General features: G+C 44.3%; 12 protein-coding genes (1 of these 12 running past the window's edge). 3 read left to right on the forward strand and 9 right to left on the reverse strand.

Features of this window, described 5'->3' with window-relative positions; genetic code table 11:
• Positions 1-15 precede the first annotated feature (15 nt).
• The gene (locus KUA50_RS11475) at positions 16-2952 is read right to left on the reverse strand and encodes a SusC/RagA family TonB-linked outer membrane protein (RefSeq protein WP_218456043.1); all 2937 of its coding nucleotides are present in this window, start codon (positions 2950-2952) and stop codon (positions 16-18) included.
• Between the two features lie 432 nt (positions 2953-3384).
• On the opposite strand from KUA50_RS11475, the gene KUA50_RS11480 reads away from it, so the two are divergent.
• A complete protein-coding gene (locus KUA50_RS11480; RefSeq protein ID WP_371318288.1) occupies positions 3385-3990 on the forward strand; it encodes a DUF4294 domain-containing protein in 606 nt (201 codons plus the stop codon).
• A 158-nt stretch (positions 3991-4148) separates the two neighbouring features.
• On the opposite strand, the gene KUA50_RS11485 is transcribed toward KUA50_RS11480, so the two are convergent.
• From KUA50_RS11485 to KUA50_RS11510, 6 genes are all read right to left on the reverse strand, one after another.
• Positions 4149-5180 (reverse strand): M28 family peptidase, encoded by a 1032-nt coding sequence (locus tag KUA50_RS11485; RefSeq protein WP_218456041.1) that lies wholly within the window; start codon positions 5178-5180, stop codon positions 4149-4151.
• A gap of 101 nt (positions 5181-5281) precedes the next feature.
• Complete coding sequence (locus tag KUA50_RS11490) at positions 5282-7027, reverse strand: membrane dipeptidase (RefSeq protein WP_218456040.1); 1746 nt, start codon at positions 7025-7027, stop codon at positions 5282-5284.
• Between the two features lie 139 nt (positions 7028-7166).
• Positions 7167-7634 carry an Lrp/AsnC family transcriptional regulator gene (locus KUA50_RS11495; RefSeq protein ID WP_022111472.1) on the reverse strand — a complete coding sequence of 156 codons (468 nt, stop codon included), beginning with the start codon at positions 7632-7634 and terminating at the stop codon, positions 7167-7169.
• 708 nt (positions 7635-8342) lie between these two features.
• The gene (locus KUA50_RS11500; RefSeq protein ID WP_218456039.1) at positions 8343-9326 is read right to left on the reverse strand and encodes an FKBP-type peptidyl-prolyl cis-trans isomerase; all 984 of its coding nucleotides are present in this window, start codon (positions 9324-9326) and stop codon (positions 8343-8345) included.
• A gap of 66 nt (positions 9327-9392) precedes the next feature.
• A complete protein-coding gene (locus tag KUA50_RS11505; RefSeq protein WP_218456038.1) occupies positions 9393-10271 on the reverse strand; it encodes an FKBP-type peptidyl-prolyl cis-trans isomerase in 879 nt (292 codons plus the stop codon).
• A 27-nt stretch (positions 10272-10298) separates the two neighbouring features.
• On the reverse strand, positions 10299-10901 hold the full coding sequence (locus KUA50_RS11510) for an FKBP-type peptidyl-prolyl cis-trans isomerase (protein ID WP_118116051.1): 603 nt from the start codon (positions 10899-10901) through the stop codon (positions 10299-10301).
• A 132-nt stretch (positions 10902-11033) separates the two neighbouring features.
• Between KUA50_RS11510 and KUA50_RS11515 the strand changes: the two genes are divergently transcribed.
• On the forward strand, positions 11034-11738 hold the full coding sequence (locus tag KUA50_RS11515; protein WP_218456037.1) for an SIR2 family NAD-dependent protein deacylase: 705 nt from the start codon (positions 11034-11036) through the stop codon (positions 11736-11738).
• A gap of 25 nt (positions 11739-11763) precedes the next feature.
• Here KUA50_RS11515 and KUA50_RS11520 read toward each other — a convergent pair whose 3' ends face one another.
• Positions 11764-13464 carry a Na/Pi cotransporter family protein gene (locus KUA50_RS11520; protein ID WP_218456036.1) on the reverse strand — a complete coding sequence of 567 codons (1701 nt, stop codon included), beginning with the start codon at positions 13462-13464 and terminating at the stop codon, positions 11764-11766.
• A 288-nt stretch (positions 13465-13752) separates the two neighbouring features.
• On the opposite strand from KUA50_RS11520, the gene rnr reads away from it, so the two are divergent.
• Entirely contained in the window at positions 13753-16062 is a 2310-nt protein-coding gene (gene rnr / locus KUA50_RS11525) for a ribonuclease R (RefSeq protein WP_218456035.1), read from the forward strand.
• A gap of 183 nt (positions 16063-16245) precedes the next feature.
• On the opposite strand, the gene KUA50_RS11530 is transcribed toward rnr, so the two are convergent.
• A protein-coding gene (locus KUA50_RS11530; protein WP_218456034.1) for a hypothetical protein crosses the window boundary here: on the reverse strand, positions 16246-16959 show its end. The gene runs 780 nt beyond the window's last position; only the last 714 of its 1494 coding nucleotides appear in the window; its start codon lies off the right edge, out of view — the gene reads right to left on this strand; the stop codon is at positions 16246-16248.

Below are 16959 nucleotides of genomic sequence, written 5' to 3' on the forward strand. Positions count from 1 at the left end.
ATCTCCTTTCTTTGTTTAGAATGACAGTTCTACACCAAGCGTAAACTGGCGTGATGCTGGATACTGCGCCTGATAAACATTGGATGAAACCTCTGGGTCAAGACCATTGAAGCCTGTGATGGTGAAGAGGTTCTGTGCCTGAGCATAGACTCTTACCAAAGAGAAGAACTTGGTCTTGCTCAACAGACTCTGTGGCAAAGAGTATGACAAACTGAGGTTCTTCATACGCAAGAAAGAAGCGTTCTCTAAGTAACGGTCATCCAACTGGTTAACCTCACCCCAGCGAGGGATATCGGTAATATCACCTGGATTCTTCCAGCGGTCATACAACAAGCGGTTAGACTGGTTGTAAGCTGTACCGAAGGTTACACCACTCTCCTCGAAGAAACGGTCGTTATTGATAACATAACGTGTACCGATCCAGCTGAACTGAGCAGACAACTGCAAGCCCTTCCAGCGCAAGCTGGTACCGAAACCGCCCATCCAAGGTGCATCGTAGGTCTTGCCCATCATCACCTTGTCGCTCTCACGGAACTCGTTGGTCACGTTACCATCCTTGTCATACCAGAGCTGTTCACCATTTGCTGGGTTCACACCTGCATAACGGTTCAGGAAGAACTCGCTTACTGAGTGACCTACTACATACTTCAAACCGGTGGTTGAGTTTACATACTCGGTTACACCGTTATAGAGTTCCTTCAATCGGTTCTGATTGTAAGATACGTTGGCACTTACATTCCAGGTAAAGTCCTTGGTGCGGATTACATCACCGTCAGCACTCAACTCGATACCCTTGTTAGCCATCACACCCACGTTCTTCCAGCGATAACCCTCACCAGTTACGGTGTAAGACTCTGGCACACGCATCAGCATGTTGGAAGTGCGCTTGTAATAAGCCTCAAAACTGAAGTTGATACGGTCGAAGAAACCAAGACGCAAAGCAAAGTTGCTTGCCCAAGTGGACTCCCAACCCAATTCCTCATTACCACTCTGTGAAGGATAGAGACCAGCTGTATCGTCATAGTTGGCGTCACCACTCACCAATGCGAGGTGATAATAGTTAGGAATCTCTGAGTTACCAGAAGTACCTGTGCTGACTGCCAACTGTGCGTTGCTCAGCCAGTTATACTTCTTGAGCCATTCAGTCTGCTTCACATTCCACATGAAACCTACAGACCAGAAAGTACCCCAGCGATGATCCTTACCAAATCGGGAAGAAGCATCGGTACGGAGAGAGAAGTCTGCATAATAAAGTTCCTTATAGTTGTACTCGCCACGCATGAAGAATGACAAGTAAGAATAATCTGAAGAAGAGTCAGACCAGCGGCTGGCACGTGTACCAGACGAAATATTGGTCAGCAAGTCATTATTCTGTCCTCTGGAATAAACATTGAATCCCTCTGAATGATAATCGACAGCCTCCTGACCCAGCATCACGTTGAAAGAATGGATATCCTTCAAGGTGAAACGATAGTTGGCTGTTGTAGTCTCAGTCAAATTGAGCATATCGCTGCTCTGGCGAGCCGCAAGACCCTGTCCGTTGTTAGAAGAGAGACTTGGGAAAGACTGCATGAATGCGGTAGAGTGAGAGAAATCTGCACCAAACTGAGTGCGGATAGTCAAATTCTCAATAGGATAAATCTCTGCATACATAGTAGAGAGAATCTTATACTTCTTGTTCTTGATAGGATTCTTTGCCATATATACGATAGGGTTCTCGCTCGTACCAGCCCAGTTGCCTGCTGCAAGAGAAGCAAGACTGCCATCCTTTGCGTATGGATTCCAATATGGAAGCATGAAGCGGCAAGCTGAAATTGGGGTAACGGTGGTATAAGAACCATCGTCTGCCTGCTGGGCCTCCTCGTAAGCTGCCATGGTGTTGGTACCAATCTTCAACCAGTTGCTCGCCTTCACATCTGCATTGGTACGGATGTTGTAACGGCGGAAGGTAGAATTCTGCGCAATACCATCCTGATCATAGAAACCACCAGAAACATAGTAGTTCAAACGGTCAGTAGCACGATTCACGGAAAGTTCATAGCTCTGCAAAGGAGCCGCATCATTGAACACCTCGTCAAGCCAGTTGACATTTACCTTAGAGAGGAGATTGTAATCCTTACCAGCATCCAGTCCTACTTCTTTCTCAAACTGGATACGCTCATCGGTATTCATCATAGACCAGTTGGTCTGAGCCAACTGTGAGAAACCATACTGAGCACGGAGGGTAACCTTTGCCTTATCCATAGAAAGACCACGCTTAGATGTGATTACAACCACACCATTAGCAGCACGGGCACCATAGATAGAAGTAGAAGAAGCATCTTTCAATACAGAAATACTTTCGATGTCATTAGGACTTAAAGTATTGAAATCAGAACTGGAAATTGGCACACCATCCAGGATAAAAAGTGGTGACTTACCAGAGTTGATAGAGTTTGTACCACGGATTTGGAAAGTAGCCGCCTTGCTTGGTTCACCAGAAGAACTGATGACCTGCAAACCAGTACTCTGTCCTTGCAAAGCCTGGTCGAAGCTTGCCGCAGGGACATTTTCAATTTTTTCAGCTTTCACAGCAGACACGGAACCCGCAATGGTTCCTTTCTTACGAACGCCATACGCCACAACCACGACTTCATCCATCACTTTGGAATCAGAAGTAAGCGTAATGTTCAGCGTTTTCGTCTGTGCATTGACAGGATGTTTCTGAGTCACCATACCGATGTATGAAATCACCAGCGTAGCCTTAGAAGCGTCCTTCACCTCGATGGTATAGTTTCCGTCAACATCGGTCACTACACCATTCGTTGTACCCTCTTGAAGGATGGTTGCACCAATCAGCGGTTCATTGTCATCAGCAGACATAACCGTTCCCTTGACGCTAAAGGTTTGCGCCAAGGTTGTTTGGACAGTCAACACAATCAGAGAGACAAGCAATAGGGAAATTCTTCTCATTCTTGTTTGTTTCAATTGTTGTTTATAAATTATTAATAATTATTTTTTTCTCGTTGGAGTAAACGGTTGCATATATAAAAAAATATGTTGCACGCCTGACAAACCCACCGTTCTCTCACTTGGTACAATTTTTCACAAATAACAAACGTAAGTATAGCTATTTGATTAAAAGCGGTGCAAAATTACTAATAATTTCTCACTTATTACAAGTTATTGCTTTAAAAATTATTATTTTAACAATAAAAGGGTAACATTATCCGTATTTAAGGACATCTGAGCCGTATTTTGAAGCATTTCAATCCACTTTTTCATAAAAAAGACGAAAAAAATATCTGTATACAAATTATTTGTGTAACTTTGCCATCTGATTGATTTAGAGACTAAAATGAGGACTGAAAGATGAAATACAAAATACTTTTTTTGATATGCCTGATGTTAGGTACAACTCTGAGAATGGCTGCACAGGATGATGAGACCCATCCGGAAAACAGGGATGTAGATATGGACAGCCCTACCTTCGAGCCGATGGTGAAAGTCGGCAAGGTATTGCAGGGAAAGGACAGCATACAATATGTGGAGGTCAACAATGTCTATGTATATCCCGAACCGGTATTCAAGAATGCCAAGCAGCGCATGGCTTACAACAGACTGGTATATAATGTAAAAAAGGTGCTGCCTATTGCTAAAGAGGTAAGAAAGATTATCATCGAAACCGGTGAATATCTGGAGACTCTGCCTAACAAGAGAGCAAAGGATGCACATATGAAACTGGTAGAGAAAGGTATCAAGGAGGAATACACGCCAAGAATGAAAAAACTGACATACGCACAGGGTAAACTCTGCATCAAGTTAGTTTACCGCGAATGCAATTCTTCCTCTTACCAACTGATACAGGCTTTCCTGGGTCCAGTGAGAGCTGGCTTCTATCAGGCCTTCGCTTGGGCTTTCGGTGCGAGCCTTACCAAGAAGTATGATCCGAACGGAGTAGATAGATTAACAGAGAGAGTGGTAAGACAAGTTGAGTCTGGGCAGATATAATTTCCGTTCAAAGACGCTGAATGTCGATTCAAAGACGTTGAACGGACATTCAACGACTATGAACGGAGATTTCAACAGGGCTAAAAAAGAAGTGTTCCCAAAGAAAGCAACAACTTTCCTTAGGAACACTTCCTTTTATACCCAAATGCGGTGCCTATCTATTCCTCTGTATAAAGCACCTGAATCATCGTCTGACCCACAGCCTTCAGAACATTTTTATCCAAATGAGCCATATCATCACTTACCGTATGCCAGGTAGGACCAAAACTGCTCTGCTGGCAGTCAGGATAATAGGCTATCACATCAATCGTAGGAATCTTCGCCTTTTCATTTACCGGGATATGATCATCTGTTATCATACCGCCATCACTCTTAGGGAAGAAACTGCCATAACCAGCCTGACGGGCTGCTGCCCAAACCTTCTTGACAATGGCAGAAGCATACTGCATAGACATTCCCTCACGATAGAACTTGGCACCCTGTCCACCTACCATGTCGAGAAGGATTCCATAACGAGGGGAATAACCGTCTGGCTTATTCTCACTCCAATACTGAGCACCCAAAGCCCAGGTATCTCCACTATCCTGAACATCAGCCCATTGAGGAGTTCCCCAATCCTCTGTATCGAAACATACAAAATCTACTCCGATAGAAGGATTCAACTTTTTGTCAGCCTGCAACTGGCGGGCGATTTCCAGCATGACTGCCACACCACTTGCACCATCATTGGCTGCCATCACAGGCTTGCGCCAGTTGGTACTGTCGGGATCATTATCTGCCCAAGGACGACTGTCCCAATGGGCACAGAGCAGGATACGGGTGGTAGCCTTCGGATTATAATGAGCGATGATATTGGTATTCTTCAATATCGTGCCATCATATCCCTTGAGGTCTGCTTTCTGCTCCTCTACCTCGCATCCGAACTGCTTGAACTTCCTTACAATCCATTCGCCACAAAGATCGTGCGCCTCGCTATTCATCGTGCGAGGACCGAAGTCGCATTGAGCCTGACAATAAGCAAAGGCAGAATCCGCATTGAAAGCTGGACCTACTGGATTCAGTTTCTCTGCTTCTTCCACTTCCTGTGCCTCAGGCGAACTTGTGCCATGAGTAGATTTGTAAGTATATGCACCTGCCACAATAGCCGCAGCAGCCACAACACCTAATATGATTTTCATTTTCTTCGTCATCTTGTTTATTTTGAACTTTCAGATTTGAACTTTATGATTATCTTTTCTCTATAGAATTACCTTTCAACTCACCGGTAACATTTGAATTCTTCACTCTTTACTTACCTAACAGCCTGTACTTGCGCCATTACTCTGAGCCAGTTGCCACCCCATATCTTGGCGATATCCTGTTCGCTATACCTGCGACGGAGCAACTGGATGGTAAAGTTGATGAGTTCAGAAGAGTCAGCTAATCCGCAGATTCCGCCATCACCATCAAAATCAGTACCAAGACCCACATGATCGATACCCATGATGTCGATAGCATGTTCCAGATGGGCAATAGCATCCATGATGTCAGCCTCACCCTCTTTGCGAAGGAAACCGTGATAAAGTGTGGTATGAGCTACACCTCCTCTGGCTGCAAGCGCACGCATCTGGTCATCGGTCAGATTGCGAGGCACATCACAAAGCGCCTTACTGCTACTATGACTGCAGACGATAGGCGTCTTGCTGATTTCCAAAGCATCATAGAAGCTCTTCTCGCCAGCATGACTCAAATCTACCATGATGCCCAGGCGGTTCATCTCCTGGATGACCTTCTCGCCAAAACTGCTCACACCATTGTGAGTATTGCAGCCACGGGCACTATCGCAAATATCATTATCCCCATTATGGCAAAGCGTAATATAGACGATGCCACGCTGGGCAAAATGCTTCACGTTGGCAAGGTCGTGTCCAAGCGCCAGTCCGTTCTCTATACCGAGCATAATACTCTTTCTTCCTTTCCGCTTGTCGCTATAGAGATCGGCAGGCGTACGGGCGATACTCAGGTAATTGCTGTTCTTACTCACAATAGCCTCTATCTTGTCAAAGATCAGGTCGGCATACTGGGTAGGACCAGCCACATCAAAATCTACCTTGCTGCTGAAGGTCTCACCCAACTTAGGCTGCGGCAGGTAAGCCACCATCGTCGTTGCATCCTGATGACCGTCGGTCATTTTATGCAAATCTACCAGAATACGGGAGTCGCGATGGTCGAAACAGATACCCTGCGGGAAGAACATCGGCGTATCGCAATGTGTATCAAGAATAAGGATGCGCTGATGCAACTGCTTCGCCTGATAAAACTCGGCAGCCTGAGCAGTAAGCCATTGGAAAATCTTCAGTCCGTCTTTCTCCAACCATTCCGGATGCCATTGCACACCGAGGATAGACTTGTACTCGCTACTTTCCACAGCCTCTATGATGCCATCAGTAGATTTGGCGATGCAGCGCAGTTTATTTCCCGGCACACTCACAGCCTGATGATGGAAGGAGTTGACAAAAATCTTCTCGCTATTATATATATTAAATAAGGTGGAACCCTTCACTATCTGCACACTATGGGTAGGTTCCTCACGCTCTGCATCCTGCGAATGCTTCACTCCCGGTTTGATATCCTGCTCCACCTTTCCCCCTAAAGCTATAGCCAGAGTCTGAATGCCACGACAGATACCCAACATCGGAATCTGTCGATTATAAGCCAGGCGAACCAGGAGGAACTCAGCAAGATCGCGCTCCCGATTGATATGATGAAGCTTAGGAGAAGGTTCTTCACCCATCCAGAGAGGGTTGTGGTCGCCGCCACCAGTAAGAATCAATCCGTCCAGATGCTGGAGCGTATTGACGATAACATCTGCATCAGCAACAGGAGGAATGATAACAGGAGTTCCGCCCGCAGCTATCACTTGTTTATAATATCGGTCACGAAGCGTAGCATCTATGCCCTCGTAGTTGGCAGTAATACCAATTACCGGCTGATGAGGAGCCTCGGGAAAAACAGAATATACACCTTGCAAGTGTGAATCCAAATCAAATGTTTCCATCTACTTATTTACATAAAAAAAGGATGTTTCACAAAGGAACCACTCACGACCGACTTAAGTCTTAACCTATGCCTCTCCCCGGTCATAAGTTGCAACACCCATGTGAAACAACCTTACCATTTATATTTACGTTGAATACTTATTCTTCTTCCAAAATAACAGGAATTTCTCGCTTGATACTCTGCTCAAGAGAAATCAGGGTCTCCGTAGAAACCACACCAGGAATAGCCTGCAACTTATTATTGAGCAAATCCATCAGCTGCTCATTGTCGCGCGCATAAAGTTTAAGAAGCATGGTGTAAGAACCAGTAGTAAAGTGGCACTCCACGATTTCCGGTATATTCTGAAGGCGTTCTACCACCTTCTTATACATATTACCACGTTCCAGATTCAGACCCACGTATGTACAGGTAGAATATCCCAAGCTCTTAGGGTTTACGTCGAATCCACTACCCGTGATAAATCCTGCCTCCATCAAATGCTGCACACGCTGGTGGATAGCTGCACGGGATACGCCACACTCTGCCGCAACATCCTTGAAAGGAATGCGGGCGTTCTTAGACAAGATACCCAATATCTTTCTGTCAAGATTGTCTATTTTCTCCATTTCTGTTGTTTTATGTTATTGTATCTTTGATGGTATCATCTTATACCAGATAGCAAAATTAGGAAAAACTATTGATATAAACAACAAAAAGCACGATTATTTTGCAATTTTCGTGCTTTTTGATAGTATTTATACGGATTTTAACAGAAAAATCGCTTTTATGACATAGAAATTAAGTCCCAAAGGAGCATGATCTCTAAGAGATAGAGACAGGAACTCAAAGAGATAGAATCAGACTCTTTAAGAGATAGCAAGATCATTCTCTGTGCCGTAAAATGAATCCTGCCAGGGCAATTCTCGTGATATTCTCTTTATATTTTTCTTACTGAAATTTCTGTATTTTCAACTGAATATTATTTGTGTGCGAATATTGAAAATATGAACAAGGAAAAGAAGATGCTGAAATCCATTTCTTGAGCGCTACATTGACTAAAAACAAGTAGGTAAAATCCGGAAGGAAATTATTACAAAGAAGAGTATATGATATCGCTTATTCTTGCGTTTTAAAATTCAATATGATACTGCGATGTCACAGACAAAGATTCAATTAACCATCCTTATTGAATAAAAAAGTACTGATTTTATTCAATATGATAAACAAAATGAATAAAACCAGTTTCAAAAAAGCCAAGAAATCGCTTTCTAATTCCAGCAGACTTCTTGGCTCTTTATGATATACACCTTAATATATATATATAAGGTTGCTAATTACTTGCGTATCTTCTTGGCAACTTTTTTCTTACCAACAGTTCTTTTAGCTACAGCTTTCTTGGCAGTAGTAGCCTTTGCGTCTGTATCTACAGTTGCCTTTTCTTCCTTTGCAGGCTCCTTAACCTCTGGCTTTACGATACTAACCAATTCCAAATCGAATACCAATGTAGAATATGGAGGAATCTGACCAGCCTGACGAGCGCCATAAGCCAACTCCTGAGGAATATAAATCTGCCACTTACTACCTACAGGCATAGTTGTCAAAGCCTCGGTCCAACCCTTGATCAGATTGCCAGCATTGAACTTATCGCTCTGCTGACCATGCTTCTTGGTAGAATCAAATACAGTACCGTCAATCAGACGACCCTCGTAGATAACCTCTACCTCATCGCTGGCCTTAGGCACTTCACCATGACCCTCTGTGATTACCTTGTACTGCAAACCACTTGGCAATACTTTCACACCAGGCTTCTTGGCATTCTCGGCAAGGAATTTCTCACCAGCACCTGCCAAAGCCTCCTTCTGGAAATCTTCAGCCTTCTTGCTGGTAAAGAATGTGGTATCATTGGCCAATGCTGCCATAAAACCCTCCTGGAACAAAGCATGGCTGATAGAATCGTTAGTACTCTTCAACTCCTCCTTAGTGCCAGGATATACACGCTTTTCTACCAACTTGGCAATCTCCATACCGGCAGAATAAGCTGTGGTCTGAGGATTGATGCCCATAGCAAGCGCATCCTTGTAACCACGGATGAAATTCTCCATGTAGGCAGTATCTACCTGATAACTCTGCTGCACATAGTTCAACAAGCCACGAGTGGCATTGATACCTGCAGCATAACTCAAAGAGTCGGCAGAAGTTTTCAACTCGATAGGGGCTACTTTCTTGCCCGTATTCTTATTTTTCTTGTTTGCAGCACCCGCTGTAAACAAAGAAGCACTCGCCACGAGGACGAGTGCTGTCATGATTATTTTATTCATTGATTAAGTCCTCTATTGTCTGAGTTCCCACAAAATCTGTCGGGTCTCTATATTTTGAGATCCCAATTACTTCTCACCAAGAGAAACCAACTCAATCTTGAAAATCAAAACAGAGAATGGCTTAATCTGACCCTGCTCACGCTCACCATAAGCCAAGTTCTGAGGAATGTAAACCTCCCAAACAGAACCTACAGGCATGTGAACCAAAGCCTCGGTCCAACCCTTGATTACCTGGTTAGCACGGAGAGAAATAGGCTCACCACGCTTGTAAGAAGAATCGAATACTTTGCCATCGATAGTCTTACCCTCATACTGCACCTTCACCATAGAAGTATCCTTTGGCATAGGGCCGTTACCCTCCTTGATTACCTTGTACTGAACACCTGAAGGCAGAGTAACAACTCCTGGCTTCTTCTTGTTAGCAGCGAGGAACTTCTCGCCAGCTACTTTGTTAGGACCATACTGCTTCTCCATAGCCTTAGCCTTGATGGAAACCATCTTAGCCTGAGCTACCTGAGCAGCCTGCTCAACAGTCATCAAGCCCTTCTTGCCAGTAGTACCAGAAACGAAACCTGCCATGAAGTTCTTCAAAGAGATCGTCTTGGTTGAATCATCACCAAATACCTCGTGGTTGATACCCTTAACCATCTGGTTGGAAATCTGCTGACCAATCTGAATACCTGCATAGTAAGCAGCCTTCTTCTTGTCGTCACCAGCATTGGCACCGTCGTTAAGACCCTTGATGAAATCGTCCATATAAGCAGTATCAATCTGCAAACGATCACTCAAGTATTCCTTCAAACCTTGTGTCTGTGCCATACCCATCGCATAACTTAAGGTATCAACCTCGTCCTTGAGGTCAGCCTTAGGAGTAGAATTGCCACAGCTTACAAATGTTGCTGCAGCGAAAGCCATCATCATGGCTCCGATAAATAACTTTTTCATCTTGCTTATGTTTATAATCTTTATTCTTTACTTAACAGCTACCAACTCTACGTCGAAAATCAAAGCTGAGAATGGAGGGATAGACGCACCTGCACCACGCTCGCCATAACCCAACTGGTAAGGGATGAAGAAACGATACTTAGCACCCTCGGTCATGAGCTGAAGGCCTTCTGTCCAACCAGCGATAACCTGATTCAATGGGAATGTAGCTGTCTGACCACGGTCGTAAGAGCTGTCGAACTTAGTACCATCGATGAGCGTACCCTCGTAGTGGCACTCCACCTGGTCTGTAGCCTTAGGAGCCTTGCCATTACCCTCGCGCAACACCTGATATTGCAAACCACTCTTGGTAGTAATAATACCTTCTTTCTTGCCATTTTCAGCGAGGAACTTCTCACCTGCCTCCTTGGCAACCTTACCCTTCTCGGCAGCAGCAGCCTGAGCCTTAGCCTCCTGCTCTGCAAAGAAGTTCTGTACCAACTCCTGGGCTTCCTGCTCGCTGAGCTGCAATTTGCCAGCAATAGCATCCTTCACAGCCTGTGCGAAATCATCAATATTCAAACTTTCAGCTCCCATAGAAGCCAACTGGCGGCCGATACCGATACCCAGAGCGTAACTTACTTTATCCATAAAATTATCTATAACTTTTAATTAATAATCTAAATTTGTATCAAAACGTGTGCAAAGATAACATTTTTCTTGGTGATAACGATGCTATTTGAAGAAAAATTACTAAATTTGTGCATTGTTAATAGTAAAATTATGAAGAAACTCGTATTTTTAACCGGTGCCGGCATGTCTGTGGAAAGCGGTTTCAAAACTTTCCGCGGCAACGATGGCCTGTGGGAGAACTATCCTGTAGAACAGATTGCAACCCACGAGGGCTGGGAAGCTGATCCTACATTAGTGACCAACTTCTATAACATGCTTAGACATAAACTGTATGCCGCCCAACCAAACGAGGGGCATAAACTCATCAAGGACTTGGAAAAAGACTTCGAAGTGACAGTTATCACACAGAATGTTGATAACCTGCACGAAAAGGCCGGTTCCAAGAATGTAATCCACTTGCATGGTGAACTGTCAAAGGTTTGCTCTTCCCGCAATCCTTATGATAATCGCTACATCAAAGAATTGCCGGAAGATGACTGCGAAGTAAAACCGGGAACGGAAGCTGGCGACGGCAGTCTCCTGCGCCCATTCATCGTTTTCTTCGGTGAGAGCGTACCGATGATAGAACCTGCAGCCGAGGCTGTACAGGATGCCGATATTTTCGTCATCATCGGAACTTCACTCAATGTTTATCCTGCTGCAGGTCTGATTTCCTATACCAAGCCCCGCATTCCTATCTATCTGATAGACCCGGGAGCAGTAAATACCAACGGATACTACCAGATAAAACACATCATGAAGGGTGCTTCGGAAGGAATGAAAGAGCTTACAGAAATACTGGAAAAAGAGAAATAGATACTGGAGAAGGAGAAAGAATCTCCTATCTCCTTCCCATTCGAGCTTCGGCGACATTTACTACATAGTCGCCGAGCTTTTCACTCTCTTGAATAATATCCATATACATCGTTCCGATACCATACGTATAGAGATGATTATCCACATCTTCTATATTCTGATTGCGCAGCTGGTAACGGAATGTATTGATTTCTGTCTCGATATTAAACGTACGATTCATATCAAGAGTATGACGGTCGTGGGTGAACATGAAGTTCATCTGCGTCAAAGCCTCATCCACCAGCAGGAACATCTGATGAATGTTCTCATGCTGCTTTTCGGTAAACTCCTCCTTGTTATCTACCTTTCGCTTGATGGTTCTGGCTATATTAAAGCAGCTATCGCCGATACTCTCTATCTCTGAAATCTCGCGAAGCATGGCACGAATCTTAGCCTTGGTATCATCACTCAGATGGGCATCGCTCACCTGGTCGAGATACTTCGCGATCTCAATCTCCATACTGTCTGAGATTCCCTCATATTTTTCGATACGGTCATAGAGCTTTTCAAAAGCCTTGCCGTCTTTTATTTCCAACAGTTCTCTTACCATGCCAAACATACGCTGGATGCGCTCACCAAAACTGCTGATTTCCTTCTGTGCCTCGAAGACTGAAAGTTCCGGTGTCTTCATGATGCCCGTCTGGATGAAACGCAGGCGGAAATCCTCATCTTCCTTATCTGCCTTCGGCTTGATGAGTTGGCAAACCAACTTCTCTATCTGAGGTATAAACCAAATGAGCACAACCGTATTACACACATTAAAACAGGTATGGAACATCGCCAAGACGATAGGCAGCAACGTAGCTTTCTGAGCTGCCGACATATTTCCATCCGGATTATATCCTACCAATGAGCAAACTAAATTGACGAAAGGATAAAACAGGCAAAGCACCCAAATGACACCAAACACATTAAATACAAGATGGGCCAAAGCGGCACGTCGAGCCTGTGCATTGGCACCCAATGCAGCGAGATTGGCAGTAGCCGTCGTTCCGATATTCTCGCCCATCACTAAGGCAATACCGAGATAAATAGGAAGTACACCGGTAGAACAGAGCAGGATGGTAATAGCCATGACGGCAGCCGAACTCTGTACGATACAGGTAATGACTGTACCTATCAGAAGGAATGTAATAATGGTAAGATGGCTCTTCGTATCAAAAGAACTGAAGAAATCGATGACCGAAGGATTGTGTTCCAAATCGAGGTCCTTTCCTGCCCCACTCAAGAGGACGAGGGCGAAGAAGAGGAAAGCAATACCAAAAAGGAAATCGCCGAAATAGCGCCGTTTCTTACTGTATATCAGCATGATACCTAAGAAGAATGCGGGGAACACGACTATCGTGAGATCGACATTATAGCCCAGCGACATAATCCATGCCGTAAGCGTGGTACCGATATTGGCACCCATGATGACGGAGATGGCTTGAGCCAAGGTGAGAAGACCTGCGTTGACAAAGGAAACCGTCATCACGGTAGTAGCAGAAGAACTCTGCACGGCACAGGTAATAAATGTACCTGTAAGCATACCCGTGAGCCGATTGGTTGTCATCGCTCCTAAGATGTGTCGCAACTGAGATCCTGCCATTTTCTGCAAAGCCTCACTCATCACTTTCATACCGTAGATGAGCAATGCCAGAGAACCGAGAATCTGAAAAAAAATCACAAGATATTGACTTGTACTCATAAATGTTTTGTTACGTGGAAATACTCGTTACATTTCGTTTGCAAATTTAATAAGATTTCTGCTGATTCCGAAATATTCATTACGGATATTTCAAATTGTAACAACATTGTAACATAGATGGCAAAATGTTATACATTCTTTTTCCATCTGCTAACTTATGAAAAAAATCGGAACAAATGTCCTTTTTGTGACATATTTAATAAAAAACGAAAAAAAGATGGCAAGAAAGTTTGATATTTGCGTTTTTTTTTGTTTCTTTGCCTTTGAAAACTATTAACTCTTATAATTATGGGAAAAGGAAAAAAAGGTGGCAAAAGAATGAACAAGGCGCAACTCACCGAGAAGTTGCAAGAATTCTTTGCCAGTCAGCCGGGCGTAACGCTCAGCTTCAAAGAGATATTCCGAGGGCTCCATCTCACTACCCACCCTCTCAAGATGCTCGCTATCGACATCATGGAGGAGATGGCTTGGGATGACTACCTCGCCAAAGTAAGTGATAATTCATATCGACTCAATCAAAGCGTACAGGTGATGGAAGGTAAGTTTGTACGCAAATCCAACGGTAAAAACTCTGTAATCCCTGAGGGAAGTGAGAAACCTATCTTCGTTTCCGAACGTAACTCTATGGGTGCTCTCAACGGCGACAGAGTGGAATTTACTTTCCTGGCACGCCGCAAGAATCATATTAAGGAAGCACAGGTCAATAAGATTCTGGAACGTGCTAAAGATAGCTTCGTGGGAAGATTGAAGGTGGATAAAGATATTGCCTACCTGGTTACACCGGGCGATGTCTTTGCCCATAACATCATCATACCACGCCGCAAACTAAAAGGCGGCAAAACGGATGACAAGGCTATCGTTCGCATCATCGAATGGCCTGATGAGGAAAACAAGAGTCCTATCGGCGAAGTGGTTGATGTTCTCGGTCAAAAGGGTGACAATGATGTGGAGATGAATTCCATCCTCGCACAGTATGGCCTGCCATACAAATATCCGAAGAATGTAGAGGATGCTGCCAACAAAATTACAGGAGAAATCACAGAACAAGATTATAAGGAGCGTGAGGACTTCCGCAAGGTATTCACCTGCACCATCGACCCGAAAGATGCCAAGGACTTCGACGATGCACTCAGCATCCAGAAGTTGGAGAATGGTAACTGGCAGGTGGGTGTTCACATCGCCGATGTTTCTCACTATGTAACAGAAGGAAGCATTATCGACAAGGAAGCCGTAAAACGAGCTACCTCTGTATATCTCGTAGATCGCACCATCCCGATGTTGCCAGAACGTCTCTGCAACTTCATCTGTTCACTTCGCCCTGACGAGGAAAAACTGGCTTATAGCGTTATCTTCGAACTCGACAATAATGCAGAAGTGAAGAACTACCGCATTGTGCATACGGTCATCAAGAGCGACCGCCGCTATAAATATGAAGAGGTACAGGAACTGCTCGAAGCCAATGGTGTAGTAGATGGTACTGGCGAACCTGCTCCTGCAGAAACCAAGGAGCACCCTTATCAAGGAGAAAATGCACTCCAGCTTATCACACTTGACCGATTGGCCAAGAAACTCCGTGCTGCCCGTTTCAAGAATGGTGCAGTAAAGTTTGACCGCGAGGAATTGCACTTCGACATAGATGAGAAGGGAAAGCCTGTAAGCTGCTACTATAAGCGCTCAAAGGATGCCAACAAACTGGTAGAGGAGTTCATGCTTCTTGCCAACCGTACGGTGGCTGAGAGCATCGGCAAGGCAAAGAAAGGTAAGAAGCCTAAAACTTTGCCTTATCGTATCCATGATAATCCAGACCCACAGAAGTTGGAAACTCTGCGCGAATTCGTAGTCAAGTTCGGCTACAAGATGAAAACAGAAGGTACCAAGGGCGCTACTGCAAGAAGCCTCAACAAGCTGATGGCTGACTGTGAAGGTAAACCAGAAAACAACCTCATCCAGATGGTAGCACTCCGTGCCATGATGAAAGCGAAGTACTCTGTTCACAACATCGGACACTTCGGACTTGCCTTCGAGTATTACACCCACTTTACATCTCCTATCCGCCGTTATCCGGACACGATGGTTCATCGTTTGCTTACCAAATATGCAGAAGGTGGCAGAAGCGCCAATGAGAAGCATTATGAGGAACTTTGCGAACATTGTTCTGAAATGGAGCAGATAGCACAGAATGCGGAGCGTGACAGTATCAAATACAAGATGGTAGAATTCATGGGCGACAAGCTTGGTGAAGAATTCGATGCCCACATCAGCGGTATTACCAGCTATGGTATCTATGCAACTATCGACGAGAACCATTGCGAGGGTATGATTCCGATGAGAGACATCGCTGACGACTACTATGACTTCGATGAAAAGAATTTCTGCCTCATCGGACGACGCCATCACAACAAGTATTCTTTGGGTGATGCTATCCGCATCAAGGTGGCACAGGCCAATCTGGAGAAAAAACAGCTTGACTTCACGCTTGCCGGTGACTCTGCTCCTGTACGCAAGGACAAATCTGCTGGTGCTAACGATATGAAATCCAAAGACAAAAAAGCTGGCAGAAGTAAACAGAAGACCCGCAATCACAGAAAGCGCAAATAAATTCTGATAGTAATAGACCTGTATTTAATAAAGGGATTCTATATTATTAAAATGAGACAAACGGATCTCCTATATTAAAAATAGGTATAAAAATAGGGAAGTTCCTGGATGAGTAGCATGAGAATCATGCACATCCTTGAACTTCCCTATATATATTTTTCTATTTTTCCTTGTAAGACTTTTCTATAATGCCACATCCACAGATGCAGGGAAAACACGACAAGGATCAAAATATTCCATACAACTGGTAATCATATCTTCCATTCGGGGAACGAGCTTTCCTTCGAAAGCTTTCCTGTCATTGATGAAGACGGTTACCGGTTTGTTCATATCTACCAGTTGATTATTCAGATAAATCTTCCATTTACCTCCACTTACCGGATGATAGTTCTTAGTAAACTTCAAATCTATACCATAGACAGGATCACGCTCTACCGTCTGATAGGTTACCTTCTTGACGGATAATCTGATTACGTTATCCTGGATATCCATCTCATAATAGTCTCTATCTTCTCCACTTACATCCTTCAATCCATCTGCTGCCTTCGGTCTCTTCATCACATAGAGATTATAAAAGCCCTGACGGCGCTGTCCGTCCATCGGATAATCCTCCCACATAAATGTATGAGGATAAGGATTGCGCTTGTAGGTCTTGAGCCAAGGAGTAGTCAAAGAATAGTCGATGGAATGACCGCAATTAGGTATCAATTCGATACGATGACGGAAGAGACTGTCCGCACTATGATTCATGAGTCTGCCAGCATATTTCGCCTGCAACGAATCGAAGGCCGTCTTGGTATAACCCGTCAGTTTGTTGCGATAGAAACCTTCATCCATAGCACCCGTCAAAAACGAGAATGCAAGATTGGCACAATTTTCTACAGGGGCATTCTTCAA

Source organism: Segatella hominis (genome assembly GCF_019249725.2).
Lineage (GTDB): Bacteria > Bacteroidota > Bacteroidia > Bacteroidales > Bacteroidaceae > Prevotella.

What these genes read in the sequence shown, in the direction of transcription:
- KUA50_RS11500 (WP_218456039.1), bottom strand. Translation starts at nt 9,326, where the DNA reads ATGAATAAAATAATCATGACAGCACTCGTCCTCGTGGCGAGTGCTTCT.
- KUA50_RS11480 (WP_371318288.1), top strand. Translation starts at nt 3,385, where the DNA reads ATGTTAGGTACAACTCTGAGAATGGCTGCACAGGATGATGAGACCCAT.
- KUA50_RS11515 (WP_218456037.1), top strand. Translation starts at nt 11,034, where the DNA reads ATGAAGAAACTCGTATTTTTAACCGGTGCCGGCATGTCTGTGGAAAGC.
- KUA50_RS11490 (WP_218456040.1), bottom strand. Translation starts at nt 7,027, where the DNA reads ATGGAAACATTTGATTTGGATTCACACTTGCAAGGTGTATATTCTGTT.
- KUA50_RS11510 (WP_118116051.1), bottom strand. Translation starts at nt 10,901, where the DNA reads ATGGATAAAGTAAGTTACGCTCTGGGTATCGGTATCGGCCGCCAGTTG.
- KUA50_RS11520 (WP_218456036.1), bottom strand. Translation starts at nt 13,464, where the DNA reads ATGAGTACAAGTCAATATCTTGTGATTTTTTTTCAGATTCTCGGTTCT.
- KUA50_RS11485 (WP_218456041.1), bottom strand. Translation starts at nt 5,180, where the DNA reads ATGACGAAGAAAATGAAAATCATATTAGGTGTTGTGGCTGCTGCGGCT.
- KUA50_RS11505 (WP_218456038.1), bottom strand. Translation starts at nt 10,271, where the DNA reads ATGAAAAAGTTATTTATCGGAGCCATGATGATGGCTTTCGCTGCAGCA.
- KUA50_RS11495 (WP_022111472.1), bottom strand. Translation starts at nt 7,634, where the DNA reads ATGGAGAAAATAGACAATCTTGACAGAAAGATATTGGGTATCTTGTCT.
- KUA50_RS11475 (WP_218456043.1), bottom strand. Translation starts at nt 2,952, where the DNA reads ATGAGAAGAATTTCCCTATTGCTTGTCTCTCTGATTGTGTTGACTGTC.
- rnr (WP_218456035.1), top strand. Translation starts at nt 13,753, where the DNA reads ATGGGAAAAGGAAAAAAAGGTGGCAAAAGAATGAACAAGGCGCAACTC.